This window comes from Dactylosporangium vinaceum, from assembly GCF_019904175.1.
Classification (GTDB): domain Bacteria; phylum Actinomycetota; class Actinomycetes; order Mycobacteriales; family Micromonosporaceae; genus Dactylosporangium; species Dactylosporangium vinaceum.
The window spans coordinates 1,316,736-1,343,480 of record NZ_CP061913.1; the positions used below are offsets into that span (position 1 = coordinate 1,316,736).

General features: G+C 73.9%; 21 protein-coding genes. 16 read left to right on the top strand and 5 right to left on the bottom strand.

Translation table 11 applies throughout. The annotated features are described in order from the left end of the window. Positions 1-30 precede the first annotated feature (30 nt). The 3 genes from Dvina_RS05790 to Dvina_RS05800 are packed head-to-tail and all read right to left on the bottom strand — an operon-like array spanning position 31 to position 3,470. Positions 31-1,668, bottom strand: a complete 1,638-nt coding sequence (locus tag Dvina_RS05790; RefSeq protein ID WP_223101309.1) for a 3-hydroxyacyl-CoA dehydrogenase family protein — start codon at positions 1,666-1,668, stop codon at positions 31-33. An 18-nt stretch (positions 1,669-1,686) separates the two neighbouring features. Then, positions 1,687-2,700 (bottom strand): 3-oxoacyl-ACP synthase III family protein, encoded by a 1,014-nt coding sequence (locus tag Dvina_RS05795; protein WP_246656055.1) that lies wholly within the window; start codon positions 2,698-2,700, stop codon positions 1,687-1,689. Then, positions 2,694-3,470, bottom strand: a complete 777-nt coding sequence (locus tag Dvina_RS05800) for an SDR family NAD(P)-dependent oxidoreductase (protein ID WP_223101310.1) — start codon at positions 3,468-3,470, stop codon at positions 2,694-2,696. Before Dvina_RS05800 ends, Dvina_RS05795 begins: the two co-directional genes overlap by 7 nt. Before the next feature lie 170 nt (positions 3,471-3,640). Here Dvina_RS05800 and Dvina_RS05805 point away from each other — a divergent pair, with 170 nt between their 5' ends. After that, on the top strand, positions 3,641-4,867 hold the full coding sequence (locus Dvina_RS05805; RefSeq protein WP_223101311.1) for a nucleotide disphospho-sugar-binding domain-containing protein: 1,227 nt from the start codon (positions 3,641-3,643) through the stop codon (positions 4,865-4,867). A gap of 174 nt (positions 4,868-5,041) precedes the next feature. After that, on the top strand, positions 5,042-6,634 hold the full coding sequence (locus Dvina_RS05810) for an MFS transporter (RefSeq protein WP_223101312.1): 1,593 nt from the start codon (positions 5,042-5,044) through the stop codon (positions 6,632-6,634). A gap of 48 nt (positions 6,635-6,682) precedes the next feature. On the opposite strand, the gene Dvina_RS05815 is transcribed toward Dvina_RS05810, so the two are convergent. Next, positions 6,683-6,982, bottom strand: a complete 300-nt coding sequence (locus tag Dvina_RS05815; protein WP_223101313.1) for a hypothetical protein — start codon at positions 6,980-6,982, stop codon at positions 6,683-6,685. 153 nt (positions 6,983-7,135) lie between these two features. Between Dvina_RS05815 and Dvina_RS05820 the strand changes: the two genes are divergently transcribed. Genes Dvina_RS05820 through Dvina_RS05855 form a run of 8 tightly spaced genes read left to right on the top strand, consistent with a single transcriptional unit; the run spans position 7,136 to position 18,104 of the window. Next, entirely contained in the window at positions 7,136-8,173 is a 1,038-nt protein-coding gene (locus Dvina_RS05820) for a ketoacyl-ACP synthase III family protein (protein ID WP_223101314.1), read from the top strand. After that, on the top strand, positions 8,166-10,571 hold the full coding sequence (locus tag Dvina_RS05825; protein ID WP_223101315.1) for a non-ribosomal peptide synthetase: 2,406 nt from the start codon (positions 8,166-8,168) through the stop codon (positions 10,569-10,571). The genes Dvina_RS05820 and Dvina_RS05825 overlap by 8 nt, the downstream gene beginning before the upstream one ends. A 33-nt stretch (positions 10,572-10,604) precedes the next feature. Then, complete coding sequence (locus Dvina_RS05830; RefSeq protein ID WP_223101316.1) at positions 10,605-12,107, top strand: aldehyde dehydrogenase family protein; 1,503 nt, start codon at positions 10,605-10,607, stop codon at positions 12,105-12,107. Then, a complete protein-coding gene (locus Dvina_RS05835; RefSeq protein WP_223101317.1) occupies positions 12,107-12,646 on the top strand; it encodes a flavin reductase family protein in 540 nt (179 codons plus the stop codon). Before Dvina_RS05830 ends, Dvina_RS05835 begins: the two co-directional genes overlap by 1 nt. 37 nt (positions 12,647-12,683) lie before the next feature. Continuing rightward, entirely contained in the window at positions 12,684-14,507 is a 1,824-nt protein-coding gene (locus tag Dvina_RS05840; protein WP_223101318.1) for a non-ribosomal peptide synthetase, read from the top strand. Next, entirely contained in the window at positions 14,507-15,271 is a 765-nt protein-coding gene (locus Dvina_RS05845; protein WP_223101319.1) for a thioesterase II family protein, read from the top strand. The genes Dvina_RS05840 and Dvina_RS05845 overlap by 1 nt, the downstream gene beginning before the upstream one ends. After that, a complete protein-coding gene (locus Dvina_RS05850) occupies positions 15,268-16,485 on the top strand; it encodes a cytochrome P450 (protein ID WP_223101320.1) in 1,218 nt (405 codons plus the stop codon). Before Dvina_RS05845 ends, Dvina_RS05850 begins: the two co-directional genes overlap by 4 nt. A gap of 26 nt (positions 16,486-16,511) precedes the next feature. Continuing rightward, positions 16,512-18,104 carry a tryptophan halogenase family protein gene (locus tag Dvina_RS05855; protein ID WP_223101321.1) on the top strand — a complete coding sequence of 531 codons (1,593 nt, stop codon included), beginning with the start codon at positions 16,512-16,514 and terminating at the stop codon, positions 18,102-18,104. Positions 18,105-18,163: 59 nt separating this feature from the next. Here the strand turns inward: Dvina_RS05855 and Dvina_RS05860 are convergent, their stop codons facing one another. Beyond that, entirely contained in the window at positions 18,164-19,333 is a 1,170-nt protein-coding gene (locus Dvina_RS05860) for a DUF711 family protein (RefSeq protein ID WP_223101322.1), read from the bottom strand. A gap of 128 nt (positions 19,334-19,461) precedes the next feature. Between Dvina_RS05860 and Dvina_RS05865 the strand changes: the two genes are divergently transcribed. From Dvina_RS05865 to Dvina_RS05890, 6 genes are all read left to right on the top strand, one after another. After that, positions 19,462-20,475 carry a Gfo/Idh/MocA family protein gene (locus Dvina_RS05865; RefSeq protein WP_246656056.1) on the top strand — a complete coding sequence of 338 codons (1,014 nt, stop codon included), beginning with the start codon at positions 19,462-19,464 and terminating at the stop codon, positions 20,473-20,475. A gap of 27 nt (positions 20,476-20,502) precedes the next feature. Beyond that, positions 20,503-21,738 carry a nucleotide disphospho-sugar-binding domain-containing protein gene (locus Dvina_RS05870; RefSeq protein WP_223101323.1) on the top strand — a complete coding sequence of 412 codons (1,236 nt, stop codon included), beginning with the start codon at positions 20,503-20,505 and terminating at the stop codon, positions 21,736-21,738. A gap of 74 nt (positions 21,739-21,812) precedes the next feature. Continuing rightward, a complete protein-coding gene (gene rffA, locus Dvina_RS05875; protein ID WP_223101324.1) occupies positions 21,813-23,003 on the top strand; it encodes a dTDP-4-amino-4,6-dideoxygalactose transaminase in 1,191 nt (396 codons plus the stop codon). Then, positions 23,000-24,202 carry a nucleotide disphospho-sugar-binding domain-containing protein gene (locus Dvina_RS05880; RefSeq protein WP_223101325.1) on the top strand — a complete coding sequence of 401 codons (1,203 nt, stop codon included), beginning with the start codon at positions 23,000-23,002 and terminating at the stop codon, positions 24,200-24,202. The genes rffA and Dvina_RS05880 overlap by 4 nt, the downstream gene beginning before the upstream one ends. After that, on the top strand, positions 24,199-25,554 hold the full coding sequence (rfbH, locus tag Dvina_RS05885; RefSeq protein WP_223101326.1) for a lipopolysaccharide biosynthesis protein RfbH: 1,356 nt from the start codon (positions 24,199-24,201) through the stop codon (positions 25,552-25,554). The genes Dvina_RS05880 and rfbH overlap by 4 nt, the downstream gene beginning before the upstream one ends. Then, the gene (locus Dvina_RS05890; protein WP_223101327.1) at positions 25,551-26,741 is read left to right on the top strand and encodes a cytochrome P450; all 1,191 of its coding nucleotides are present in this window, start codon (positions 25,551-25,553) and stop codon (positions 26,739-26,741) included. Before rfbH ends, Dvina_RS05890 begins: the two co-directional genes overlap by 4 nt. Positions 26,742-26,745: the final 4 nt, after the last annotated feature.

Here is a 26,745-nt window from a genome sequence, read left to right on the forward strand (position 1 = left end):
GCGCCCTAAAGCGCGGGCCGCGATCCCGGCTCAGTCGTGGCGGCGGAAGCCCTGGCCGGTCTTGCGGCCCAGGTGCCCGGCGGTGGCCAGCGCGCGCAGCGTCGCCGCCGGGGCGAGGTGGGCGCCGCCGAGCCCCGCGTGCAGCCGCTCCTGGATCGCCAGGGCCACGTCCAGCCCGATCACGTCGAGCAGCTCGATCGGGCCCATCGGCCAGCCCAGCCCGTCGCGCACGGCGGCGTCGAGGGCGTCGGCCGAGGTGCAGCCGCTCTCCAGCAGGCCGACGGCGTGGTTGAGGTACGGCAGCAGCAGCGCGTTCACGATGAAGCCGGTCCGGTCGGGCACCGGCACCGCGTGTTTGCCCACGCCCGCGCAGAACGCCAGCGCCGCCCGCCTTGTCGCTTCGGAGGTCAGCGGGGTGCTCGCCACCTCGACCAGCCGCATCACCCGGGCCGGGTTGAAGAAGTGCAGGCCTATGACGTCCTGCGGGCGCCCGGTCGCGGCGGCGCACTCGGCCACGGCCAGGCTCGACGTCGACGTGGCCAGGACCGTGCCCGGCGCGCAGACCCGGTCGAGCATCCGGAACTGCTCCCGCTTGACCGCCGCGTCCTCGGCCACCGCCTCGATGACCAGGCCGCACTGCGCGAGCGCCGCCGGCCCGGCCGCCCCGCTGAGCCGCCCCGCGATCTCGGCCAGCGCGGCCCGGGTCAGCTTGCCCTTGCGCACGCTGTGCTCCAGGGAGCGCTCGACGGCGGCGATGGCCTCCTTGGCCTTCACCTCCGTGCGGGCGACGATCACGGTCGGGTGGCCGGCCCGGGCGCAGACCTCGGCGATCCCGGCCGCCATCACCCCGGACCCGAGCACCCCGACCGGCCCGCGCGCGTGCGGCCCGTCGGGCCGCTCGGCGAGGTCGGGCCGCTCCTGGCGATGGAGACCGCGGCCGGCCGCCACCAGCTCGCTGAGCAGCGGAGGCGGCGCGTACCTGTCGTCCGAGGTCTGCGCGTAGAGCTCGCGCAGCGTGTCCAGGGCGACCTGCGGACCCATCGCGTCGAGCTGTGCGAGCGGCCCCATCGGCAGGCCGCAGCCCAGCATCATGGCGGTGTCGATGGCGTCGCGGTCGGCGTAGCCCTGGTCGAGCATCGTCAGCGCGCTGTTGAGATAGGCCATCGTGAGCGCGCCGGTGATCAGCCCCGGCCGCGCGGGCGCGGGCAGCAGCGCGGCGCCGATCCGCTCGGCCACCGCGCGGACCAAGGTGAGCGCCTCGGGGCCGGTCTGCGGTCCGGCCGCCAGCTCGAGGACCGGGCCGACCGGGTGCAGGCCGAGCGTCCGCGTGGGCCGGCCGCCGGCGAGGGCCAGGCGGGCCAGGGGCAGGGCCGTCGTGGTCGTGGCGAAGACCGTCGCCGGTGGGCAGAGCGCGTGCGCGGTCCGCAGGACCGAGGCCTTGACCGCAAACCGCTCCGGCACCGCCTCGACGACCAGCTCGGCCGGGGCGACCTGGTTGAGGTCCACGGTGCAGCGGACCCGGCCCGGCGCGGCCGCGGTGGCGAAGGCGAGCCGGCCGAGCGGGCCCGGGTCGGGGTCGACCGCGATGACCTGCAGGCCCGACTCGGCGAAGCGGGCGGCCAGCGCCGCGCCGACGGTTCCGGCTCCGATGACGGCGACTGTCTGCATGGCGAGGGTCCTCTCGGATCACGGGGTTGGCGCGGATGAACCGTCCCAGCGCAGCAGGGCCGTGCCGACGGACATGCCGCCGCCGAAGCCGGCCAGGACGATGCGGTCCCCGTCGCCCAGGGCGCCGCGGCGCCAGGCCGTGTCCAGGGCCAGGGGGATCGAGGCGGCGCTGGTGTTGCCGTGCTCGGCCACGGTCACGTGCATGCGCGCCCGGTCCAGGCCCAGCAGCGGGCGGACCTCGTCGAGCATGACGCCGTTGGCCTGGTGCGGGACGAAGTGCTCGACGTCGCCGCGGGCGACGCCGCAGCCGCGCAGGAGCCGGTCGACGGCCGGGGGCAGCTCGCGGGTCACGAATTCGCGGACCCCGCGGCCGTCCATCTCGAAGTGGTGCCGGCGGTCGGCGACGGTCTTCTCCGACGCGGGCAGGCGGCTGCCGCCGGCCGGGACCCGGATCAGCTCGTGGTCGTCGCCGTGGCCGGTCAGGTCGGAGCCGAGCAGCCCGTACCCCGGCCGCACCGGGCCGAGCACCACCGCGCCCGCGCCGTCGCCGAAGAGCACGGCCGTGCGCCGGTCGGCCGGGTCGATGATGCGGGAGTACACGTCCGCGCCGATCACCAGCCCGAACCCGCCCCGGTTCAGCAGCCGCGCGCCGGTCACGAGCGCGTAGACGAACCCGGAGCACACGGCGTTGAGGTCGAACGCGGCCGCGCGCCGGGCGCCGATGCGGTGCTGCACCAGGTTGGCCGTCGGCGGCTGCGGATGGTCGGGCGTCGAGGTGGCCACGACGACCCACTCGAGCGCCGCCGCGCGCACCCCGGCCGCGGCCAGGGCGTTGCGGGCCGCCTCGACCGCCAGGTCGGAGGTGGCCTCGCCCGGCGCGGCGTAGCGGCGCGAGCGGATGCCGGTCTTGCGGACGATCCACTCCTCGGTGCACCCGGCGCGGGCGGCCACCACCCGGTTGCTCACGGCGTCGGCGGGCAGGTACGAGCCGACGCCGCGAACCCCGACGTCGGCGAAGGATGCGCTCAGCACACGCCGATCCCGCCGTCGACGCGCAGGACGGAGCCGGTGAGGTACGACGCCTCGGGCCGGGCCGCCTGCACGATCCACCAGGCGATCTCCTCCGGCTGGGCGGTGCGCCCGAGCGGCACGCGGGCGTTGTACCGCCGGCGCCGCGCCGCCCGCTCCTCGGCCGGGAGGTCGGCGTGGACGAGCACCGGGGTGTCGGTGACCCCCGGCGCGACGGAGACCACCCGGATGCCGCGCCCGCCGAGCTCGACCGCCCACGTGTTGGTGAAGAAGTCGAGGGCCACCTTGGTGCTGCCGTAGACGCAGTTGCCCGGCCACCCCTTGCCGGCCGGGTTGGAGGTCACGTTGACGATCACGGCGCCCGGCCGCATGTGCGGAAACGCCTCCTGGGCCAGGAACAGCGGCGCGATCAGGTTCGTCGCGATCTGCCGGTGCGCCCGGTCCCAGTCGACCTCGCCAAGCATCGCGGGCCGGATGATCCCGGCGTTGTTGACGAGCACGTCGATCCGGCCGAACGCGTCGAGCGCGGCCGCGACAACGGCGGCCGCCCCGCCCGGCGCAGTGATGTCCTGGACGAAGGTCCGCACGGCCGGGTGCCCGGCGGCGGTCTCCTCCAGCGGACCGGCCTGGCGGCCGACGACCAGGACGTCGGCGCCCTCCTTGGCGAACAGGTGCGCGGTGGCCCGGCCGATGCCGGTCCCGCCGCCGGTCACGACGACCGCGGGACGCTGCGGCGCGGGGCGGGGTGGCTCGGCCCTCACAGGCTGCGACATGGGTGCCTCCTTGCGGCCGGGGGTCGCACCGGGCCACCATCGGTGAGCTCGCTAAAGACGAGCTAACGCGCGGGCGTTTCAGCCCGGCCCAGTGGCGCCTTTAGCCCCGCTCGGTGAGGTCGTCCCGGCAGGGTGTCGGCGACCGGCCGACGGGCCAGAGTGGAGCTGCGATGCGCGTCCTCTTCATCCCCGCCGCGGTGTCGAGCCATCACTATCCGATGGTGTCGCTCGCGTGGGGCTTCCGAAGCGCCGGGCACGAGGTCTACGTCGCCGGCCAGCCGCCGGTCGTGGACTCGGTCGTGTCGACCGGCCTGACCGCGGTGCCGGTCGGCGCCGCCTACGACCTCCTGGGTGGGATCACCGCCGCCGCGGACCAGGTCCGCGCGGAGACGGGGGAGGGCCCGGCCCCGACCGGTGACCTGTCCGCCATGTCCCCGGCCGCCCGGCACCGCTACGCCGAGCTGCGCACCGCGCCGCACGTGCGGGCGGCCGCCGCGATGGCCGCCGACCTGACCGGGCTGGCCCGGCACTGGGCCCCCGACCTGGTGGTGTCCGACCCGATCACGATGGTCGCCCCGCTCGTCGCGGGCGTGGCCGGCGCGCCACTGGTGCACCACCTGTGGGGCCCGCAGCCCACGTCGCTGCCGAAGTTTCCGGGCTACGGCGCACCGCTCGAACGCTGGCCGCTGGAGCTGCTGCGGCTGTACCGCGAGCACGGCGTCACGCCGCGCGAACGGCACGGGATCGCCACCGTCGACCCCGGCCCGGCGAGCCTGCAGCCGGCGAGCGTGCCGGACCGGATCGCGGCCCGGTACATGTGCTACAACGGCCCCGGCGCACTTCCGGACTGGCTGCTCGCCCCGCCGTCGCGCCCGCGCGTGGTCATCTCCTGGCTCACCGCCAACACACTTACCGACACGGCCGCCGAGCACCCGGTCGCGGCGCTCGCCCGGGCCATCGGCCGGCTCGACGTGGAGGTCGTCGTGACCGTCCGCGCGGCCGACCGGGCCGCGCTCGACATCGCCCAGGACCGGGTGCGGGTGGTGCAGGACCTGCCGCTCAACGCCCTCATGCCCGGCTGCGCGGTCGCGGTGAACCACGGCGGCACCGGCACGGCACTGACCGCCGCCTGCCACGGCGTGCCGCAGGTCATCGCCCCCTACAACCCCGGCCTCAGCCTCAACGCGGAGGCGCTCGGCGCATCGGGCGCGGCGATCGCGCTGCCGGCCGCGAGCTTCGACCCGCAGGCCGTGGCCGACGCCGTGGCCACCGTCCTCGCCGACGAGGTCTACGCCAAGGCGGCGGACACCCTGCGCGCGGAGAACCAGGCCCAGCCCACGCCCATCGACGTGGTCCGCACCATCGAAGACATGATCCACTCGGAGGCGACGGCATGAGCGGTACGGAGCGAAGCGGAGTGGCCGGTCATCAGAAGCACAGGGTGGAGCTCAGGCCGACGCCGGAGCTTGCGGAGGTGTTGGCATGAGCGGTACGGAGCGAAGCGGAGTGGCCGGTCATCAGAAGCACAGGGTGGAGCTCAGGCCGACGCCGGAGCTTGCGGAGGTGTTGGCATGAGCGTCTGGCAGGCCCGGGCGGCCACCATCGGGGCCGTCATCTCCATGATCCTCGGCATCATCGACACCAACATCGTCGCCACCGCGGTCTGGCCGATCGCCAAGAGCCTCGACCCGGCCCACGGCCTGGAGCGGCTGCCCTGGCTGATCAGCGCCTACGCGCTCGCGGCCACGGTTGTGCAGCCGCTCTACGGCAAGCTGGCCGACCTGTTCGGCCCGAAGCGCATCTACGTCTTCGCGCTCGGCGTCTTCCTGGCCGGCTCCGCGCTCTGCGGCCTGAGCCAGGACATGGGCCAGCTGATCGCGTTCCGGGCGCTGCAGGGCATCGGCGGCGGCGGGCTCATGAGCGTCACGCTGCTCGTCGTCGTCAGCATCTGGCCGCCGAAGGAGGCCGACGCCCAGGGCCGCGGCGGCGGCGCCGGGGCGGGCGCCGGGATGGGCGGCGTCATGGCCGGCATCGGCATCGTCGTCGGCCCGCTGATCGGCGGGCTCATCAACGACCACCTCTCGTGGCGCTGGATCTTCTACATCAACCTGCCGCTCGGCGTGGTCTCCTGGGCCCTGGCCGTCACCTGCCTGCGCCTGCCGGTCCGGGCGACCTCCCAGCGGATCGACTTCGCGGGCGCCGGCCTGATCGCCGGGGCCGCGAGCGCGCTGCTGCTGGTCACCGAGTGGGGCGGGCGGCGCTACGCCTGGGGCTCGGCCACGATCCTGCTTCTCGGCGCGGCCGGTGCGGTGCTGCTCGTGGCGTTCCTGCTGCGCCAGGGCATCGTCCCGCGGCTGCGGAGGTTCACGGCGCCGGAGCCCATCTTCCCGCTGTCGCTGTTCGGCAACCGGGTCTTCCGGGTGGCCAGCCCGGTCGAGTTCCTGGCCGGCATGGTGACCATCGGCGCGGTCGTCTACGTGGCGCTCTACCTCCAGGCCGCCCAGAACGTGGCGCCGACCCGGGCCGGGCTGCACCTCATCCCCCTGGCGATCGGCATGGTCGCCTCGGCGATCGTGGCCGGGAAGCTGGTCGGGCGCTCGAAGCGGTACCGCCCCGTGATGATGGCCGGCATGCTGACCGTCGCCGCCGGGCTGGGCCTGCTCAGCCGGCTCGACGCGGACACGTCGGCCGGCGCGCTCAACCTCTACCTGTTCGTCTTCGGCGCCGGACTGGGCCAGGTGCTCGGTGTGGCCGTGACAGCGGTCCAGCTGACCGCGCCCGAGGGGCAGACCGGCGTGGCGATCACCGCCGTCCGGTTCAGCCAGACGCTCGGCGGCGCGATCGGCAGCGCCGTGCTCGGCACCGTCCTGGTGCGCGCCTACGCCTCCCGGGCTCCGTCCGACGCGGCCGCGGGCGGCGGCGAGGTGAGCGCGACCCAGATCCACCAGCTGCCGGCGAGCATCCGCCCGGCCGCGATCGACGCGCTCGTGTACGCCACCGACCGGGTCTTCCTCACCGGCATGGGCATCGCCCTGCTCGCGGTGGTCCTGCTGGCCTTCCTGCCGCAGCCCCAGCGGGCCCGGGAGCCACTGCCGATACCCGTGAGCCCCGCACCGCAGGGGTGGCTGGCCAAGCGCAGGGAAGCGTTCCAGAAGGCCAGGTAGGCAAAAAGGGCCGGCTCCCTCGGGGAGCCGGCCCTTCACGCTGTGCGCTCAGGCGCGGGAACCGCTGAAAGCACGCCGCCCGTACGCGCCCATGTCGAGCTCGCCCCGGATGCCGTCACCGTCCACAGTGGCCTTGCCCCGGACCTTCACCTTCATCGGCCGGGCGGCCAGCATCGAGACCCAGGTGAGCTCGTTGCCCGCGACGGTGCCCTGCTCGACCTCCATGGAGCCCGACGTGGTCGTCATGGTGCCGTTGAACGCGGCCCCGGCCTCCGTGATGTCGAACTGCCAGTCCTTGACGCCCTTGCCGGTCTCGACCTGGAGCCGGTAGCTGCCATCGATGCTCATGCCTTCTCCTCTGCCGCGCAGTCGGTTGCCGCCCGACACGCTAGGTGCGCGGCCCAAGCACCCGCTAAAGGCCGTCTGACTTGGCAAAGCGTTAGTTCGCCTTAAGTCCGCGCAGACAGGCTCACGGCCGAGTCCAGAGCTGAGGAGGCGGCAATGCGCGTGCAGGACGTGTACGTCAACGGCATCGGAGTGTTCCTGCCGGAGCCGGTGAGCATCGAGTCCGCCGTCCGACAGGGTTTCTACCCGGCCGAGGACGTCGAGCGGTACGGCTGGACCGGCTGCACCATCGCCGGTGACATCTCCGCGCCGGAAATGGCGCTGCGGGCGGCCCGCGACGCCATCGAGCACAGCGGGCGCGACCCGCACTCGCTGGATCTGCTCGTCTACACCGACTGCTGGCACCAGGGCCCGGACGGCTGGCAGCCCCAGGCCTACCTGCAGCACCACCTGGTCGGCGGCGACCTGCTCGCGATCGAGCTGCGCCACGGCTGCAACGGCACCTTCAGCGCCCTCGAGATCGCGGCCAGCTACCTGGCCGTCGACCCGGGCCGCGAGGCGGCGCTGATCGTCGCCAGCGACAACTTCGGCACCCCGCTGCTGGACCGGTGGAACCCCGGCCCCGGCTTCGTCGCCGCCGACGCGGCCGCCGCGCTCGTCATCAGCAAGCGGCCCGGCTTCGCGAAGCTGCTGTCGGTCGGCTCGATCACGATCCCGGACGTCGAGGAGATCCACCGCTGCGGCGAGCCGCTGTTCCCGCCGGGCGCCACCACCGGCCGCGTCGTCGACTTCACCGCGCGCCTGGAGGCGTTCCGCACCAAGCTCTTCGCCGACGGCACCGGCATGGAGGCCGCGGCGGCGTTCCACGAGAAGACCCAGGAGTGCGTCGAGCGCACCCTGGCCGAGGCCGGCATCCAGCTCGACGACGTCAAGAAGGTCGTCATCACCAACAGCTCCCAGGACGAGGCCGAGGTCGAGTTCATGGGCGTGCTCGGCCTGCCGCTGTCGATGTCCACCTGGGACTACGGCCGCACGATCGGCCACATGGGTGCCGGCGACCACACCATCTCGCTGCGCTACCTGCTGCAGTCCGGGCAGGTCGGCCCGGGTGACCACGTGCTGATGATCGGCACCGCCCCCGGCCTCACCTACTCGTGCGCGGTCCTGCGGATCCTGGAGGGTTTCGATGCCTGACCTGAGCCTGTCGACGGCCGTCGAGGACGTCGTCGTCGGCCTGCCGGTCGACCGGCCCGGCCCCGAGGGCTTCGCCCGGGTGCACCGGGAGGCGCTCGTCGGCCCTGCCGCCGGCCGCCCGGCGCACTGGTGGTCGGGGGTGTTCCTGGCGCTGCTGCACCGCTACACCGCGGCCGAGCAGCTGCACCTGCTGGCCGCGGCCGACGCCGACGGCGCCGTCGTCGTGCACGCCTTCCCGGTCGCCGCCGACGACACCGTCGCCGACCTGGCCGCCCGGGTCGCCACCGGCCTGGCCGTGCCGCCCCCGCCGACCCGCCTGGTCGACCGGGTCACCGGGCCCGGGCGCCCGGCCTGGTTCAGCCCCGTCCTCGCCGGCCTGCCGGTCGGCGGCCCGGAGGCGGCCGGGCACGCGGACATCGCGCTGTCCATCGCGGACGGCACCGTACGCCTCCTGGCCAACGCGGCCCGCTGGGACGCCGGCACCGCGGTCCGGATGGCCGGGCATCTCGCCCTGCTGGCCGCGGCCGCCGAGGACGGGCCGATCGGCCGGCTGCCGATGGTCGGCGAGGCCGAGCGGGCGCTGATGCTGACCGGCTGGAACGCCACCGAGGCCGACTGGTCCGACGCCGGCTACCTCACGCTGCTGCGGGCCCGCGTGGCCGCCCAGGGCGCGGAGACGGCCCTGGTCCACGGGGACCGCACAGTCACCTTCGACGAGCTGGAGACCGGGAGCAACCGGGTCGCCAACGCCGTCATCGGCCTCGGGGCCGGGCCCGGCGAGCGGGTCGCCCTGCTGTGCCCGACGAGCGCCGACTTCGTCATCGCGGCCATCGGCGTGCTCAAGACGGGCGCCGCCGTGGTGCCGATCGACCCGGTCAACCCCGACCCGCGGGTCGAGTTCATGCTCGGTGACGCCGAGCCGGTAGCGGTCCTGGCCACCGCGGCACTGCGCTCCCGGGCCACGACCGGCGCGCCGGTGCTGGTGCTGGACGGGCCCGAGATCGCGGCCGCGTCCGCCGAGCCGGTGCTCGCCGCGATCACGCCTGACACCGTGAGCCACCTGATCTACACCTCCGGCTCCACCGGCGAGCCGAAGGCGGTCCTGGAGCGCCACCGCGCGCTCGCGAACCTGGTCCACTGGACGGGAAGGGCCTACGGCGTCCGCCCCGGCGACCGCGCGTCCTGGCTGTCCACGCCGGGCTTCGCGGTGCAGCTGATGGAGTGGATGCCGTACCTCGCGCTGGGTGTCGCCATCCACGTCGGCGAGGCGGCCAACCGCAGCGCCGAGCAGCTGCGCGACTGGCTCGTCGACGAGGGCGTCACGCACACGATGCTCGTGGCCGCCCTGGCCGAGCGGGTGTGGGCCCTGGAGTGGCCGGCCACGGCGCGGCTGCGGGTGCTCGTCACCACCGCCGAGCGGGTGCACAGCTGGCCGCCGGTCGACACCGCCTTCCGGGTCGTCATGACCTACGGCTCCACCGAGACCACAAACGTGCTGTCCTGCCTCGACCTCGGGCTGGCCCAGGACTACACGGCCGCGGCGACCCCGGCCGCGGTGCGGGCGGTGCGCCCGGTGCCGGTCGGCAAGCCGATCGCCAACCTGCGGGTGTACCTGCTCGACCCGGCCGGCCACCCGGTGCCGCCCGGCGTCGTGGGCCGGCTCTTCGTCGCCGGGGCCGGCCTCGCCGCCGGCTACCACAACCGGCCCGAGCTCACCGCCGCGAAGTTCCTGGCGAACCCGCTGCCGGAGGAGCCGGAGCCGATCCTGTACGACACCGGTGACCTCGCCCGCTTCCGCGCCGACGGCGTCGTGGAGCTGCTCGGCCGCTCCGACTCGCAGGTCAAGGTGCGCGGCTTCCGGGTCGAGCTCGGCGAGGTCGAGCGGGCCGTCAGCGCCGCGCCCGGGGTCCGGGAGGCGGTCGTGCGGGCCTACGAGCCCGAGCCCGGCGACACCCGGCTGGCCGCCTACGTCGGCGCCGGCGACCGGGCCGCCGGCCCGGGCGTGCGCACCTACGTCACCGAGCGGCTGCCGCACTACATGGTGCCGGCCGTCATCGTGGTGCTGGACCGGCTGCCCCGGCTGGCCAACGGCAAGGTCGACCACCAGGCCCTGCCCGACCCCGACAGCGCCTTCCGCGACGGCCTCGACACCGACTACGCCGAGCCCGCGACCGCGGCCCAGCGGGCGATCGCCCAGGTCTGGTCGCAGCTGCTGCACCTGGAGCGGGTCGGGGCCAACGACAACTTCTTCGACCTCGGCGGCCACTCCGTGCTGGCGGTGCGCATGATCGCGGCGGTCAACGGGCGCTTCGCCGTCCGCCTGCGCCTGCCCGACCTCTGCGCCCACCCCACGGTCGAGCAGCTCGCCGACCACGTCGCCACCCTTCGTGGCGAGTAGGGAACAACCGACATTCTTCGCGGGGAAGGCATCATGACGACACTCGACATCGGCGCGGCCCACACCCAACACTGGATCGGCGGTGCCTGGGCGCGGTCCGACGCGTCCGGCGGCATCGACGTGATCGACCCCAGCACCGAGCTGGTGCTCGCCACCGTCCCGGCCGGGACCGCCGCCGACGCCCACCGGGCCGTGCGGGCCGCCCGGGCCGCGGCGCCCGGCTGGGCCCGCACCCCGCTGGCCGAGCGGCTGCGCTTCCTGGAGCGGCTCGTGCGGCGGCTGGAGGAGCGCGCGGAGGAGCTGGCCGAGACCATCACCGCCGAGGTCGGCGCGCCGTCGCTGCTGGCCCGCCGGGCCCACGTCGGTCTCGCGACCGGGATCGCCGCCTCCTACCTGGACATCGCCGGCCGCTTCGAGTTCGAGCGCATGATCGGCAACTCGCTCGTGGTGCGCGAGCCCGCGGGCGTCGTCGCGACCATCACGCCGTGGAACGTGCCGCTGCTGCTGACGCTGCAGAAGATCGTGCCCGCACTGATGGCCGGCTGCGCGGTCGTGCACAAGCCGAGCGAGCTCACCCCGCTCAACTCGCTGCTGCTGGCCGAGATCACGGCCGAGTGCGACCTGCCGCCGGGCGTGTTCAACGTCGTCGTCGGCGAGGGTCCGGTCGTGGGCGCGGCCCTGACCGCGGACCCGGGCGTCGATCTGGTGTCGTTCACCGGCTCGGTCCGGGCCGGGCGCCAGGTCGCGCAGGCGGGGGCCGGCGCGCTCAAGCGGGTACACCTGGAGCTGGGGGGTAAGAGCGCGAGCATCGTCCTCGCCGACGCCGACCTCGCCCAGGCCGTGCGGGCCACCGTCGACCAGGTCTGCTTCAACAGCGGCCAGGCGTGCCTGCAGTGGAGCCGCCTGCTGGTCCCGGCCGAGCGCCAGGAGGAGGCGGCCGAGCTGGCCGCGCAGGCCGCCGCCGGATATCGGCCCGGCCCGCCCCGCGACCCCGGCACCGACCTCGGCCCGCTGGTCTCCGCGGCCGCCCTGCAGCGGGTCCGCGGCTACATCACCCAGGGCATCACCGAGGGCGCCCGGCTTGTCGCCGGCGGTCCCGAGCCGGTCGCGGGCCTGGACACCGGCTACTACGTGCGCCCGACGGTGTTCACCGGCGTCAGCGAGTCGATGACCATCGCCCGGGAGGAGATCTTCGGACCGGTGCTGTCCATCATGTCGTACTCCGACCAGGCCGACGCCGTCCGCATCGCCAACGACACCCCCTACGGCCTGCACGGCGCGGTCTGGGGCGGCGACCTCGACCGGGCCACGGCCGTCGCCCGGCAGATCCGCACCGGCCAGGTCGACGTCAACGGCGGCCCGTTCAACCTGCTCGCCCCGTTCGGCGGCTACAAGCAGTCAGGCATCGGCCGCGAGTGCGGCGTCGAGGGCCTGGAGAGCTTCTGCGAGATCAAGTCCATGCAGCTGCCCGACGCGACGAGCGAGCCGGTCGGCCCGCGGCTGCGCGGCGGCGACGACGGGGAAGGCCGGAGCTGATGCCCGGCGCCGGACCGGCGGGGCTCGGCGTCACCGCGGCCGACTTCCGCGCGTTCATGGGCACCTTCCCCAGCGGCGTGGCCATCGTGACGGCCGTGGACCCCGGCGGCCGGCCGTTCGGCCTGACCTGCTCGTCGGTGTCGAGCGTGGCGACGGACCCGCCGACGCTGCTGGTGTGCCTGCGCAGCGCGAGCCCCACGCTCGCCGCGCTGCGGGCCCGCGCCGCGTTCAGCGTCAACCTGCTGCACGACGAGGGCCGGGCCGCCGCCGAGCTCTTCGCCTCCGGCGACCCGGACCGCTTCGAGCGGATCCCCTGGCGCCGCAACGATTCGACAGGCGGCCCGCACCTGACCGAGCACGCCCACGCCATCGCCGACTGCGACGTCGCCGGCACCACCCGGGTGGGCGACCACATGGTGGTCTTCGGCCGGGTGATGCGGGTCCGCTGGGGCGGCGCCGGGCCGGCCGTGAGCCCCTCGCCGCTGCTCTACGGGCTGCGGCAGTACTCGTCGTGGCGCGTCGCCGGCGCTTCCCGATGACCGCGTGCGTGTCCGAGGAGGACGGATGAAAGGCACCATGCCCATTCCCACATCGATCCCCGTGCCGCCCAGAGCTCCGGCCGCAGGCGGCGCCGCCGCCGATACGGCGCGGCCCGGGACCGGCCACCTCGTCGAGGCGGTCGCGACCTGGGCCCGCACGAAGGCCGGCACCCCGGCGGTGACGGCCGCCGACGGCGCGATCACCTACGACGAGCTGGCCGACCGGGCCGCGGCGATCGCCGAGCGGCTGCGGGCCGAGGGCGTCGGCCCGGGCACCGCGGTGGCGCTGCTGACCGGGCGGTCACGGCTGAGCACGCCGTCGCTGCTGGCCGTCTGGTGGCTCGGCGCGACAGCGGTCCTGGCCGACGAGCGGCACCCGGCCGACCGGATCAACCTGGTGCTGCGCGACGCCGGCGCCCGGATCGTGCTGGCCGGCCACGTGCCCGCGGGCGCTATTCCGGCCAAGACGACGCTCATCGATCCCGGCGGTCTCGAGCTGTCGCTTCCCGCCTCGACGTTCATCCCGGCGGTGCCGCGGCCGCAGGACTGCGCCTACATCGTCTACACCTCGGGCACCACGGGCTGGCCCAAGGGCGTCGAGGTGAGCTACGCCAACCTGGACACGTTCCTGACCGCGCTCGGCACGCTCGACTTCCCCCCGGGCGGCACCGGCGTCAACGCGGTCTCCCCGTCCTTCGACGGCTGGCTGTGGTGCACGATGCTGTACCTCACCTACGGCCAGACGATGGCGATCGTGGACCTGGCCGCCCGGGACGCGATCGGGCTGGCCGAGATGATCGAGGTCCACGAGCCGCGGGTCCTCTGCCTCACCCCGACGCTGCTGTCGGCGCTGGAGCGGGTGCCGGCGGCCGAGGCGATCGTCGTCGCCGGTGAGCCCTGCCCGCCGTCGCTGGTGGCCCGGCTCGCCGACGTGCCGCGGGTGCTCAACGTCTACGGGCCGACCGAGGGCACCATCGCCGCCACGTGCGCCGACAGCCGCCGCGGCGACGACCTGACGACGATCGGCCGCCCGCTGCCCGGCTACCGGCTGCGCGTGCTCAACGAGCACCGCTCGCCGGTCGCCCACGGCACCGAGGGCGAGCTGTACATCTGCGGCCCGGCGGTGGCCCTGGGCTACCGCAACCGGCCGGAGCTGACCGAGGAGCGCTTCGTCCCCGACCACATCGCCGCCGACGGCAGCCGCATGTACCGCACCGGCGACCTCGCCCGCTTCCGGCGCGACGGGCAGTACGAGTTTCGCGGCCGCGCCGACGACCAGGTGAAGGTCCGCGGCTACCGGGTCGAGCTGGGCGAGATCGAGCGGATCGCGCTGTCGGTGACAGGTGTCCGGGCCGCGGCCGCGTTCACCAGCGCCACCGGCGACACGCTCGGCCTCGGGGTGACCCTGGAGCCCGGCGCCGAGCCGCACGAGCTCACCGAGCGCCTGCGCCACCGCTGCGCGATGCTGCTGCCGGACTTCATGGTCCCGGCGATCGTGACGGTCGTGGCGGTGCTGCCGAGCTTACCGACGGGCAAGGTCGACCGGGGCGCCCTGGCGCGCACCGGCGGCCCCGCGGCCGGCGGTCAGGCCCCGAGCACGGACCGGGAGCGGCAGGTCTGCGCGGCCTGGGCCGAGCTGCTCAAGCGGCCGGTGGAGGACGTCACCGCCAGCTTCTTCGAGCTCGGCGGGCACTCCCTGCTGGCCGCCCGGGCCGTGGGCGCGCTGCGGCGCAGCACCGGGCTGCCGCTGTCCGTGCACCACCTGCTGCTCGACCCCACCGCGGCCTCGCTGGCCAGGGAGATGGACCAGCTCGCCACGCAGGCCGTGACCGCGGCGCCCGTCGCGGCGGAGCACGCCTGATGGCCGGCCCCTGGCTGGTCGCCTGGCACCCGCGGCCGGCCGAGCGCCCGCTGCTGGTCTGCCTGCCGCCCGCCGGGGCCGGCTGCGTGCAGTTCCGGGCCTGGCAGCACGCGCTCGGCGACGCGGTAGCGGTGGCCGGCGTGCAGCTGCCGGGGCGCGAGACCCGCTGGAGCGACCCGCCGGCCGAGTCGATGGACGCGGCGGTGGCCGCGATCGCCGCCGAGGTCGCCGCCCTCGTGCCGGCCGACCACCCGATCGTGGTGTTCGGGCACAGCTTCGGCGCGCTCATCGGCTGGGAGCTGGTCCGCACGCTGCGGCGGGAGCGCGGGCAGCGGGTGGAGGCGCTCGTGGTGGCCGCGTGCAAGCCGCCGGACCGGTGGGTCGGCGCCGGGCGCGGCCTGGTCGAGGACGACGACGAGCTCGCGACCCTGCTCGACACCCGCGGCCTCGGGGCCGACGACCTCGACGAGGACACCCGGGAGCTGATGCTGGCCGTGCTGCGCCACGACGCCCGGCTGTCGATGAGCTTCACCGGCGCCGGCCTGGCGCCGCTCGACGTGCCGCTGGAGGCCTGGGTGGCCGAGGCGGACCCGACGGTGCCGCCGGCCGACATGACGGACTGGCGCCGCTATGCCGGCGCCGGGTTCACCGCCCGCCGCTTCCCCGGCGGGCACTACTTCTGCCTCGACGACCCGGCGCCGGTGCTGCCGATACTGGCCGCCCGGGCCCGGGACGCGGTCGCGACGAAGGGAACCATCGGATGACCCTCATCGTCCCCACAATCGACCTCACCGACGAGTCCATGTTCGAGCGCAACGAGTTCTGGCCGGCCCTCGCCTGGTTACGCGAGAACGACCCGGTGCACTGGCACGAGGAAGCGGATGGTCCGGGCTTCTGGGCGCTCACCCGATACGCCGACATCGCCGCCGTGTACGCCGACCACGAGGGGTTCAGCTCCCGGTACGGCATGCGCCTGGGCAGCAACGCGGACGCCGTCGCGGCCGTGTCCCAGCGCATGCTGATCGTCTCCGACCCGCCCGACCACACCCACCTCAAGCGGGTGCTGTCCCGCGAGTTCGGCCCGAGCGAGCTGCCCCGGCTGGAGCGCACCGTGCGCCGGGTCGCCGCCGAGGTGATGGACGAGGCAGTGGTCACCGGCGACATCGACTTCCTGGAGATCGCCAAGCTGCTGCCCAACTACGTCGTCTGCGCGGCGATGGACCTGCCGCGCGAGGACTGGGCCTGGCTCGGCCAGATCACCACAGAGGCGTTCGAGGGCGAGGACGAGGTCCGCCGCAGCGGCGCCCACGGCGAGATCTTCCTGTACTTCGAGGACCTCGTGCACCAGCGCCGGGGCGGGGACGGCGACGACTTCGTCAGCCGGATCGCCCGGGCCCGCCGCGCGTCGGAGGTGCCCGGCGAGGAGCGCCTGCTCACCGACGAGGAGATCATCTTCAACTGCAACGGGGTGCTGGCCGGGGCCAACGAGACCACGCGATACTCCACAGCCGGGGGCCTGCTCGCCCTCATCGAGCGGCCGGAGCAGTGGGCGCGGCTGCGCACCGCCGGCCCGGAGGGGATCGCCGCCGCGGTCGAGGAGATCCTGCGCTGGACCGTGCCCGGCGTCCACGCCCTGCGCACCGCCACCCGCAACGCCGAGATCGGCGGGAAGCAGATCCGGGCCGGCGAGCGGGTGACGCTGTGGAACGTCTCGGCCAACCGCGACGAGTCGATGTTCGACGCGCCTGACGAGTTCCGCTTCGACCGCAGCCCCAACCGGCACATCACGTTCGGCGCGGGGCGGCACCTCTGCCTCGGCGCCCGGCTGGCCCGCATCGAGCTGGCCGCGTTCCTGACCGAGCTGATCGACCGGGTCGACCGGGCCGAGCTTCGCGGCACGCCGCGCTACAACGCCTCGAACTTCACCTGGGGACTCAACCACCTGCCCGTACGCCTCGTGCCGAAGCGCGCGGCGTGACCGTGTCCGTGATGGGAGCGTAAGCGATGGACCAACGGATCAAGAACGTCGTCATCCTCGGTGGCGGCACGGCCGGCTGGATGTCGGCCGCCTACCTCGCCAAGGCCCTGCAGCAGACGGTGAACGTCACGATCCTGGAGGCGCCCTCGATCCCCCGGATCGGCGTCGGTGAGGCCACGGTGCCGAACCTGCAGCGGGTCGTGTTCGACTTCCTCGGCATCCCCGAGGACGAGTGGATGCGCGAGTGCAACGCCGCCTTCAAGACGGCCGTCAAGTTCGTCAACTGGCGCACGCCGGGTGCCGGCCAGGCCACGCCGCGGCTGTTCGAGGGCCGCCCCGACCAGTTCTTCCACCCGTTCGGGCTGCTGCCGAGCGAGGAGGAGATCCCGCTGTCGCACTACTGGGCGTCCAAGCGGATCAACGGCGAGACCGACGAGCCGTTCGACTACTCGTGCTACCGCGAGCCGGCCATGATGGACGCCCTGCGCTCGCCGAAGCACCTCGACGGCACGCCCGCCACCTACTACGCCTGGCACTTCGACGCCGCCCTGGTCGCCGACTACCTGCGCCGGCACGCCACCGGCAAGCTCGGCGTGGTGCACATCCAGGACGAGATGACCGAGGTCGTGCAGGACGCCCGCGGTTACGTCATGGCGCTGAAGACCAAGGGCGGCCGCACGCTCGCGGCCGACCTGTTCGTCGACTGCTCCGGCTTCCGCAGCCTGCTGATGAACAAGGCCATGCAGGAGCCGTTCATCGACATGAAGGACCACCTGCCCAACGACAGCGCGGTCGCCTCGGCGGTGCCGCACGACGACGCCACCCACGGGGTGGAGCCGTTCACCTCGTCGATCGCGATGCCGGGCGGCTGGACCTGGAAGATCCCGATGCTTGGCCGGTTCGGCTCCGGCTACGTCTTCTCCAGCCAGTTCACCAAGCGCGACGAGGCCACCCGGGACTTCTGCGCCCTGTGGGGCCTCGACCCGGAGACGGCGCCGCTCAACCAGGTGAAGTTCCGGGTGGGGCGCAACCGCCGGGCCTGGGTCAAGAACGTGGTCGGCATCGGCCTGTCCACCAACTTCCTGGAGCCGCTGGAGTCCACCGGCATCTACTTCACCTACGCGGCGCTCTACCAGCTGGCCAAGCACTTCCCGGACCGGACGTTCGACAAGCGGCTCATCGACCGGTTCAACCACCAGATGGAGACCACGTTCGACGACACCCGCGACTTCATCCAGGCCCACTTCTACTTCGCGCCGCGCAACGACACCCCCTACTGGGCGGCGAACAAGGAGCTGAAGCTGAGCGACAGCTTCCTGGCCAAGCTCGAGATGTACAAGGCCGGCATCCCGGTCAACCCGCCGCTCACCGATGAGGGCGGCTACTACGGCAACTTCGAGGCCGAGTTCAACAACTTCTGGACCAACGGCAGCTACTACTGCATCTTCACCGGCATGAACGTGCTGCCGGAGCGGGCGCTGCCGGCGCTCACCCACAAGCCCGAGGCGATCAAGAAGGCCGAGGCGCACTTCGAGCGCATCCGCGAGCAGCAGGACGAACTCGTGGCGTCGCTGCCGTCCAACTACGAGTTCCTGCGCCGCCTGCACGGCCTCGACTGACCCCCGCACCCACGAGCCGGCCCGCGACGCCCTCACCCCCCGGGGCGTCGCGGGTCTTTCTAGTGGGGCAGCAGGATGTCGATGAGGTACGGGGAGTCGAACGCGGTCCGCTGCCCGGGCTGCAGGCCGGGCAGCGGGAACAGGCGCGCCGACAGGGGCTTGTCCAGCCGGTCGGCCAGCGTCGCGACATCGAGCACCAGCGCTGCGATGTCTTCCACCGGCGTGCTGCCGGGCATCGGGATGGTGTCCAGCCCGGTGCCGCAGATCGCCGAGTAGGCCAGCACGTCGTGGGCCCGGATCCGGCCCTGGGACCAGGCCCAGGCCAGCACCTCGTCCTCCAGCACCGGCAGCATCACGCCGTTGAAGCCGCACGTCGGCAGGTCGGTCTGGCGCAGCGCGCGGGTCACGGCGGCGACCGCGGCGACGGTGCCCGGCGAGCCGAACGGGCCGCCGATGGCCCGGGTCAGCGGGGCGCCGATGCTGGCCGAGACCGACGGCGCCGGCGACAGGTCGATGCCGCCGAAGCGCACGCCCATCTCCGCCGCCGCCCGCCGGGCCAGCTCCACCACGGGGCCGGCCTCGGCCTGCATGCCCGCGCGCACGGCCGCGGTGACCGTCTCCGGGTCCACCGGGCCGGGGCCGCGCGGGATGGCCCGCTCGACGATCTCGGCGCCCTGCAGGCCGATGGTGAGGGCGGCGCGCCCGCGGTGCCGGCTGGCCGGGAAGAACGGGTGGCCGGGGCGGACCCGGGCCAGCGCGGCGAACCGGAAGTTGCCGTTGCCGCCGGGGGTCCGCTCGGCGATGCCGGCCATCGCCCGGGCCGTCGGCAGAACCGCCGCGACCCGCAGCCCGTGCTCCTTGCTCGCGACCTGGGTGCCCCAGCTCAGCGCTGGATAGGCGGCGACGAGGTCGGGCACCTGGTCCAGCCGGGCCAGGTCGAAGGCGGGGTCGTCGGCCGGGGCGGCCCCGACCGAGCAGGAGTGGATGCCGCAGTCGTCGACGTCGGACTGCAGGCGCGCGCAGACGGCGTCGACGGCGGCGGCCGACTCCCAGTCCTGCTCCAGCAGCGACGGCGTCGTCAGCCGGACGGTCTGCACGGCGTAGCCCTCGTGCAGGAAGAACTTGCGGCCCAGTTCGAGTGCGGCCGCCGCCGTGGCCAGCCGCTTGGCCGGCAGCGGGTGCGGACCCGGCACGCCGAGCGTGAGCGTCCGGATGGTCGGTCTGGGCACTGGCGGGCTCCCACGGTTTTCGGGGCGCCGCGGTCGCGACGCCTTACGCGCAGCGTGTGCCGCGGCGCTGAAGTTCCGCTGAAGCGGCGAATTGTCACCGCTTCAGCGACGGCTGGTGTGCTACCAGCGTGCCGAAGTCAACAATAGACCCGAATGGACCGCGGCTGCGCTTCGGCGTGCTGGGCTGCGGTGACATCGCCTGGCGCAACACCGTGCCGGCGATCCAGCGCTGCGGGGCCGAGGTCGTCGCGTTCGCCAGCCGCAGCGGGGATCGGGCCCGCCGCTTCGCCGACCGGTTCGGCGGCGCCGCCGTCGAGGGGTACGAGCGGCTGCTGGCCCGCACCGACGTCGACGCCGTCTACGTCGCGCTGCCGACGGGCCTGCACCACACCTGGGCCCGCCGGGCCCTGGAGTCGGGCCGGCACGTGCTGGCCGAGAAGCCGCTCACCGCGACCCTGGACGAGGCCGCCGACCTCGTGCGGCTGGCCGCGCAGCGCGGTCGCTGGCTGGCCGAGAACTTCACGTTCCCCTACCACTCGCAGCACACCGCGGTGCAGAAGGTGATCGCCGACGGCGAGATCGGCCTGCCCCGCGTGTACGAGATCGTGTTCGGCATCCCGGCCCGGCCCGACGGCGACATCCGCAACGACCCCGAACTCGGGGGCGGGGCGCTGCTGGATCTCGGCGTGTACACGGCCCGGGCGATCCGCCTGATGTGTGAGCCCGCCGACGGTGCCGGGCTGGAGGTGGCCGGGGCGACGCTGAGCATCGCCCCGGCCCTCGGTGTCGACGTCGCCGGCAGCGCGCTGCTGAGCCTGCCGGGCGGCGCCACCGGGCACCTGAGCTTCGGGTTCGGGCTGGCCTACCGCTCCGCGTACGCCGTCTGGGGCAGCGAGGGCCGGGTGAGCCTGCAGCGCGCGTTCACGCCGCCGGCGAGCCTGCGGCCGGTGCTGCGCCTGGAGCGGCAGGACCGGGTCGAGGAGCGCACGCTGCCCGCCGACGACCAGCACGCCAACGTCGTCGCCGCGTTCGTGCGGGCGGCGGTGGGTGGCGCGCCGTTCGGGCCGCAGGGGGAGTCGCTGCTGCGCCAGGCCGCACTGGTCCAGCGCATCCGCGGTACCGCCAAACCTTCTTTTGCTTGAGCAACCCCCGAACGAAAGGGGCTCGCGATGCGCGTGCTCTTCATGCCCATGGCCCAGACCACTCACTACCACCAGCTCGTCGGGCTGCTCTGGGCATTCCGCGCCGCCGGGCACGACGTCCGGGTCATCGCGCAGCCGGGCGTCCTCGACGCGGTCACCGCCACCGGTGTCATCGCTGTCGCGGCCGGCGGCGGCTACGACATCATGGAGGGCGCCGCGGAGATCGTCCGGGCCGGCGCCGACACCGTCCGCCGCTACCCGCCCGGGCAGATGCCGCCCGAGGCCCGGGCCCGCCTCTTCCAGCTGCGCCTGGTGCCGCACATCCGCGGCGCCGAGGACATGGCGGCCGATGTGGCCGCGTTCGCCGAGGGCTGGCGGCCCGACCTGGTCGTCGCCGACCCGCTGGTGTACGCCGCGCCGATCGCCGCCGCGGTGGCCGGCGTCCCGCTCGTGCGCCACCTGTGGGGCCCGGACATGAGCCGGCACATCGGCCTGCCCGGCACCGGGGTCGACGAGGCCGTCGACCCGCGCGGCGCCTGGCCCGACGAGCTCATCGCGCTCTACGGCCGCTACGGCGCCAAGCCGGCCGCCGACGTCGCCGCCCGGACCGTCGACACGACCCCGCAGAGCCTGCAGCTGCCCGGGGTGCCGAACCGGATCGCGACCCGGTACACCTCCTACAACGGCGCGTCGATCGCCCCGGCCCGGCCGGCCGAGCCGCCGCCGGCCGAGGGCGGCCGCTCCCGGGTCTGCGTGACCTGGGGCTCGTCGTCGACCGCGCTGATCGGGCCGCAGGCGTTCGCCGTGCCGAAGATCCTGCAGGCGCTGCGGGGCCTGGACCTCGACGTCGTCGTCGCGGTCCGCCCGGGCGACCGGGAGCGCGTCGGTGAGGTGCCCTCCGGGGTCCGGGTCATCTGCGGGGTGCCGCTGGATCTGGTCCTGCCCGGCTGCGACGCGGTGATCCACCAGTCAGGCGCGGGCACGACGCTGACCGCCGCCTTCTACGGCGTGCCGCAGGTGACGATCCCGCAGGTCGCCGACCAGTTCATGGTCAGCGAGCGGCTGAGCGCCACGAGGGCCGGGGTCGGGCTGACCGGCGAGGCGGCCGGCATCGAGGGCATCCGCGCGGCGACCCAGGAGATCCTCGGCGCGCCCGCGGCGGCCATCGCGGCCGACCGGCTGCGGGCCGAGATGCACGCCCAGCCGGCGCCCGCGGCGATCGTGCCGCAGCTGGTCGAGCTGGCCGAACGCCGCTCGTTTTAGCAGGACTTGGGCCGGGTTTTACGGCCCGCTGATGTGGTGACGGCAACGCGGCGCACGAGATCGAGGAGTCTTCCGTGGTAGTTGCGAGTACGAATGCGATCCCGTTCAACCGGGCCTATCTGACGGGTGCCGAGTCGGCTCTGATGGAGACGGTCCTCAACGGCGGTCTGCTGGAGGGTGACGGGCCCTTCACCGCCCGGGCCTCGGCGCTGCTCACGGAGATGATCGGCGCGGTGGCGACACTGCTCACCACGTCGTGCACCCACGCGCTGGAGCTCAGCGCGCTCGTGCTGGACCTGAAGCCGGGCGACGAGGTGATCATGCCGTCGTTCACGTTCCCGTCGACCGCCAACGCCTACGCACTGCGCGGTGCGGTACCGGTCTTCGTCGACTGCCGGCCCGACACGCTCAACCTCGACGAGCGCCGGATCGAGGCCGCGATCACCAGCCGGACCAGGGCCATCGCGCCGGTGCACTACGCGGGCGTCGGCTGCGACATGGACGCGATCGGGGCCATCGCCCAGCGCCACGGCCTGGCGATCGTCGAGGACAACGCGCACGGGCTCGGCGGCTACTACCGCGGCCGCCCGCTCGGCTCGTTCGGTGCGCTGGCGACCCAGAGCTTCCACTCGACCAAGAACGCGCACTGCGGCGAGGGCGGCGCCCTGGTCGTCAACCGGGCGGACCTGGTCGAGCGGGCCGAGTACATCCGCGAGAAGGGAACCAACCGCACCCAGTACTACCGCGGCGTCGTCGAGCGCTACCGCTGGGTCGACATCGGCTCCAGCTACCTGCCCTCGGAGCTGCTCGCGGCGTTCCTGACCGCGCAGCTGGAGCACTTCGGGCAGATCCAGGCCCGGCGCCAGGAGGTGTGGGCGGCGTACCACAGCCGCCTGGCCGACTGGGCCGCCGAGGCCGGCGTCATCCAGCCCACCGTGCCCGACGAGTGCGTGCACCCGGCCCACATCTACTACCTGCTGCTGCCGGACCTGGGCACCCGCCAGTCGTTCCTGCGCCACCTGCGCGACCGCGGCATCCAGGCGACGTTCCACTACCAGCCCCTGCACGACGCCCCGGCCGGCCTGCGCTACGGCCGCACCGGCCCCGGCGGCTGCCCGGTCACCGAGCGCATCGCCGATCAGCTGGTCCGACTGCCGATCTACACCGGTCTGGGCGACGACGACCTGGACCAGATCATCGACGGCATCACCAGCTTCCGGCCGGCCGTGCGCCAGGTCGCGATGGCGTGGGGGTCGCGGTCATGAGGGTGCTGTTCCTGCCGTGGTCGCAGCCGACGCACTACATGCCGATGGTGCCCCTCGCCTGGGCGCTGCGGGCGGCCGGCCACGACGTCCGGGTCGCCGCCCAGGAGCACACCGCCGAGGCCGTGCGCCGCTCCGGGCTCACGGTGCGCACGATCGGGGCCGGCTACGACTACCTGGAGGGCTTCCAGCGGCTGCACGAGGAGGCCCTGCGGCACCAGCGGGAGAACCCCGGCCGGGCGAAGACCCTTGACCAGCGCGGTGACATGCCGCCCGAGCAGCGCCGCAAGCTGATGGAGGCGCGCTCGGCCCCGTTCGTCAAGACGGCCGAGGCGATGGCCCCGGACCTGGTCGCGCTCGTCGAGGACTGGCGGCCGGACCTGGTCATCGCCAACCCGTTCGCGATGGCGGCCCCGGTGGCCGCGACGGTGGCCAAGGCGCCCCTGATCACCCACCTGACCGGCCCGGCCTTCGAGCGCAAGATGGGCCTGTTCCCGATGAGCGGCGCCACCCCGGACGTCTGGCCCGGGGACCTCCGCCGGCTCTACGACGAACACGGCGTCGAGCCCGTCGCGGAGCTCGCCGACGCGGTCGTGGACCCGTGCCCGCAGAGCCTGCAGTTCCCCGGCATCCCGAACCGCCGGCCCATCCGGTTCGTGCCCTACAACGGACCCGGACCGGCCCCGGCATGGATCGACGCGCCGGCGACCCGCCGGGTCTGCCTCACCTGGGGCACGACCACCACCGGGCTGGCCGGCACCGATGGCTTCCTCGTGCCGCGCATCCTCTCGGCACTGGAGGCCGTCGACGACCTCGAGATCGTCGTGGCCGTCACCGCGGCCGACCGGGCGCTGCTGCCCGGCCTGCCGCAGCGGGTCCGGGTCGTGGAGGGGCTGCCGCTGCACCTGCTGCTGCCGTCCTGCTCGCTGGTGATCCACCAGGGCGGGAGCGGTACCGCGCTGACGGCCGCCGCCTGCGGCGTTCCCCAGCTCATGGTGGCCGGGATGCCCGACCAGGTGGTGACGGCCAACATGGTGGTCAAGGCCGGTGCGGGCGTCTCGTTGGAGTCGGTCGACGCGATCGCCGAGGCCACCCGGGCCGTGCTGGGCGACGCGGCGCTGCGATCCGGCGCCCGCGATCTGCGGGCCGAGATCGACCGCCAGCCGACGCCGGCCGAGGTCGCCACGGAGATCGCGCGATGAGCGACGTCAAGGCGCGGCTGCTGGACCTGGTCGCCGAATACCACCGCGAGATGACCCCGGAACCGCGGTTCGTCCCCGGCCTGACCCCGCTGCTGCCGGCCGGGGCGGTGCTCGACGAGTCCGACCGGCTCGCCGTCGTGGCGGCCGCGCTCGACCTGCAGATCACCTCCGGGGCGGCCTCCCAGCAGTTCGAGCGGCAGATGGCCCGCCACCTCGGGCTGCGCAAGGCCCACCTGACCAACTCCGGCTCCTCGGCCAACCTGCTGGCCCTCTCGGCGCTGACCTCACCGCTGCTGGAGGACCGGCGGCTGCGGCCGGGCGACGAGGTCATCACCGTCGCCGCCGGCTTCCCGACCACCGTCAACCCGATCCTGCAGAACGGGCTCCTGCCGGTCTTCGTCGACATCGAGCTCGGCACCTACAACACCTCCCCGGAGCGCATCGAGCGCGCCATCGGCCCGAAGACCCGGGCGATCATGATCGCGCACGCGCTCGGCAACCCGTTCGCCGCGACCGAGATCGCCCGCCTGGCCGACGAGCGCGGCCTGCTGCTCGTCGAGGACAACTGCGACGCGCTGGGCAGCACCGAGGCGGGCCGGCTGACCGGCACGTTCGGCGACCTCAGCACGATCAGCTTCTACCCGGCCCACCACATCACCACCGGCGAGGGCGGCTGCGTGCTGACCGACAACCTGGCCCTGGCCCGGATCGTCGAGTCGATGCGCGACTGGGGCCGCGACTGCTGGTGCGAGCCGGGCGAGGACAACCGGTGCCGGAAGAGGTTCAGCTGCCAGCTCGGCCGGATGCCCTACGGCTACGACCACAAGTACGTCTTCTCCCACGTCGGCTACAACCTCAAGTCGACCGACCTGCAGGCCGCGATGGGCCTCACCCAGCTGGCCAAGGTCGAGGACTTCGGGGCGGCCCGCCGGGCCAACTGGCGGCAGCTGCACGACCGGCTGGAGGGCCTGCCGGGCCTGCTGCTCCCGCGGGCCACCCCGAACAGCGACCCGAGCTGGTTCGGCTTCGTCATCACGGTGCTGCACGACGCGCCGTTCGCGCCGGGCGAGCTCGTGGACTTCCTTGAGGCCCGGCGCATCGGCACCCGGCGGTTCTTCGCCGGCAACCTGACCCGGCACCCGGCGTACCTCGACCGGCCCATGCGCATCGCCGGTGACCTGGACAACAGCGACATCGTCACCGACCGCACGTTCTGGATCGGCGTCCACCCGCGGCTCACGGCCGAGATGGTCGAGTACATGGCCGCCTCGATCGAGGAGTTCGTCCGGCAGCGGTACCACCGGCCCGGCCCGACGGTGACCAATCTTCAGCAGTCAGGAGCTCTCGCATGACGCAGACGCAGCAGCCGCCGCTCGAGCACATGCCGACCCGGCGCTCGTGCCCGTTCGACCCGCCCGACGAGTTCGCGGCGATCCGGGCCGAGGCGCCGATCGCCCGCATGACCTACCCGGACGGCGCCACCGGCTGGCTGGTCAGCAGCTACGAGCTGGCCCGCGAGGTGCTGGTGCACCCGCAGGTCAGCGCCCGCCACGAGCTGCGCAACATGCCGGTGCCGTTCCCGGTGAAGCTCGGACCGGCCGCGCCCGGCCTGTTCTTCGGCATGGACCCGCCGCAGCACACCCGCTACCGCAAGCCTCTCGCGAAGGCGTTCACCGCGACCCAGGCGGCGGCCTACGAGCCGATCATCGAGCGGATCACCGAGGACTGCCTCGACGAGCTCGAGGCGGCCGGCAGCCCGGCCGACCTGGTCGCGCTGTTCGCGATGCCGCTGCCGATCCGGGTCATCTCCCACCTGGTCGGCGGCGACGCCGCGGTGACCGCCGAGTTTCAGCGCCTGCGGGTGCCGGTGCTCACCCCGGGCACGCCGATGGACGAGATCCGCGCGGCCGTCGTGCGCACCGACGCGCTCATGCACGAGCTGGTCGCGGCCAAGCGGGCCGAGCCCGGCGGCGACGTGCTCAGCACGCTCATCACCGACGGGCAGTTCAGCGACGTGGAGCTGGCGAACATCGCCCTGCAGATCCTCGGCGCCGGCCACGAGACGACAGTGCACATGTTCGCCCTCGGCACGTTCCTGCTGCTGCAGCACGACGAGCTGCGGGCGGCCTTCGACGTGGACGGCTACGCGGACTCCTCGGCCGTCGACGAGCTGCTGCGGTACCTCTCCATCACGCAGTTCATCACCCGCGCGGCGCTCGACGACCTCGAGATCGGCGGCGAGCGGATCGCCAAGGGCGAGCCCATCACGATCTCGCTGGCCGCGGCCAACCGCGACGGCCGGCGCTTCGACGACCCCGACACGTTCGACCCCGCGCGCCCGCGCAACTTCCACCTGACCTTCGGCCACGGCGTGCACAAGTGCCTCGGCAACCACCTCGCCTCGACCGAGCTGCGCATCGGGCTGCCGGCGCTGCTGCGCCGCTTCCCGAAGCTCCGCCTGGAGATCGACCCGGCCGAGGTCCAGACCCGCGCCGCCATGACCACCTACGGCGTGCACAGCCTGCCGGTCGGTTGGTGACGTT

Excerpts from the sequence above, each read along its gene's own strand:
- Dvina_RS05825 (WP_223101315.1), top strand. The coding sequence starts at position 8,166 with ATGCCTGACCTGAGCCTGTCGACGGCCGTCGAGGACGTCGTCGTCGGC.
- Dvina_RS05830 (WP_223101316.1), top strand. The coding sequence starts at position 10,605 with ATGACGACACTCGACATCGGCGCGGCCCACACCCAACACTGGATCGGC.
- Dvina_RS05800 (WP_223101310.1), bottom strand. The coding sequence starts at position 3,470 with ATGTCGCAGCCTGTGAGGGCCGAGCCACCCCGCCCCGCGCCGCAGCGT.
- Dvina_RS05870 (WP_223101323.1), top strand. The coding sequence starts at position 20,503 with ATGCGCGTGCTCTTCATGCCCATGGCCCAGACCACTCACTACCACCAG.
- Dvina_RS05820 (WP_223101314.1), top strand. The coding sequence starts at position 7,136 with ATGCGCGTGCAGGACGTGTACGTCAACGGCATCGGAGTGTTCCTGCCG.
- Dvina_RS05790 (WP_223101309.1), bottom strand. The coding sequence starts at position 1,668 with ATGCAGACAGTCGCCGTCATCGGAGCCGGAACCGTCGGCGCGGCGCTG.
- Dvina_RS05845 (WP_223101319.1), top strand. The coding sequence starts at position 14,507 with ATGGCCGGCCCCTGGCTGGTCGCCTGGCACCCGCGGCCGGCCGAGCGC.
- Dvina_RS05855 (WP_223101321.1), top strand. The coding sequence starts at position 16,512 with ATGGACCAACGGATCAAGAACGTCGTCATCCTCGGTGGCGGCACGGCC.
- Dvina_RS05810 (WP_223101312.1), top strand. The coding sequence starts at position 5,042 with ATGAGCGTCTGGCAGGCCCGGGCGGCCACCATCGGGGCCGTCATCTCC.
- Dvina_RS05835 (WP_223101317.1), top strand. The coding sequence starts at position 12,107 with ATGCCCGGCGCCGGACCGGCGGGGCTCGGCGTCACCGCGGCCGACTTC.
- Dvina_RS05840 (WP_223101318.1), top strand. The coding sequence starts at position 12,684 with ATGCCCATTCCCACATCGATCCCCGTGCCGCCCAGAGCTCCGGCCGCA.
- Dvina_RS05880 (WP_223101325.1), top strand. The coding sequence starts at position 23,000 with ATGAGGGTGCTGTTCCTGCCGTGGTCGCAGCCGACGCACTACATGCCG.
- Dvina_RS05850 (WP_223101320.1), top strand. The coding sequence starts at position 15,268 with ATGACCCTCATCGTCCCCACAATCGACCTCACCGACGAGTCCATGTTC.
- rfbH (WP_223101326.1), top strand. The coding sequence starts at position 24,199 with ATGAGCGACGTCAAGGCGCGGCTGCTGGACCTGGTCGCCGAATACCAC.
- Dvina_RS05890 (WP_223101327.1), top strand. The coding sequence starts at position 25,551 with ATGACGCAGACGCAGCAGCCGCCGCTCGAGCACATGCCGACCCGGCGC.
- Dvina_RS05815 (WP_223101313.1), bottom strand. The coding sequence starts at position 6,982 with ATGAGCATCGATGGCAGCTACCGGCTCCAGGTCGAGACCGGCAAGGGC.
- Dvina_RS05805 (WP_223101311.1), top strand. The coding sequence starts at position 3,641 with ATGCGCGTCCTCTTCATCCCCGCCGCGGTGTCGAGCCATCACTATCCG.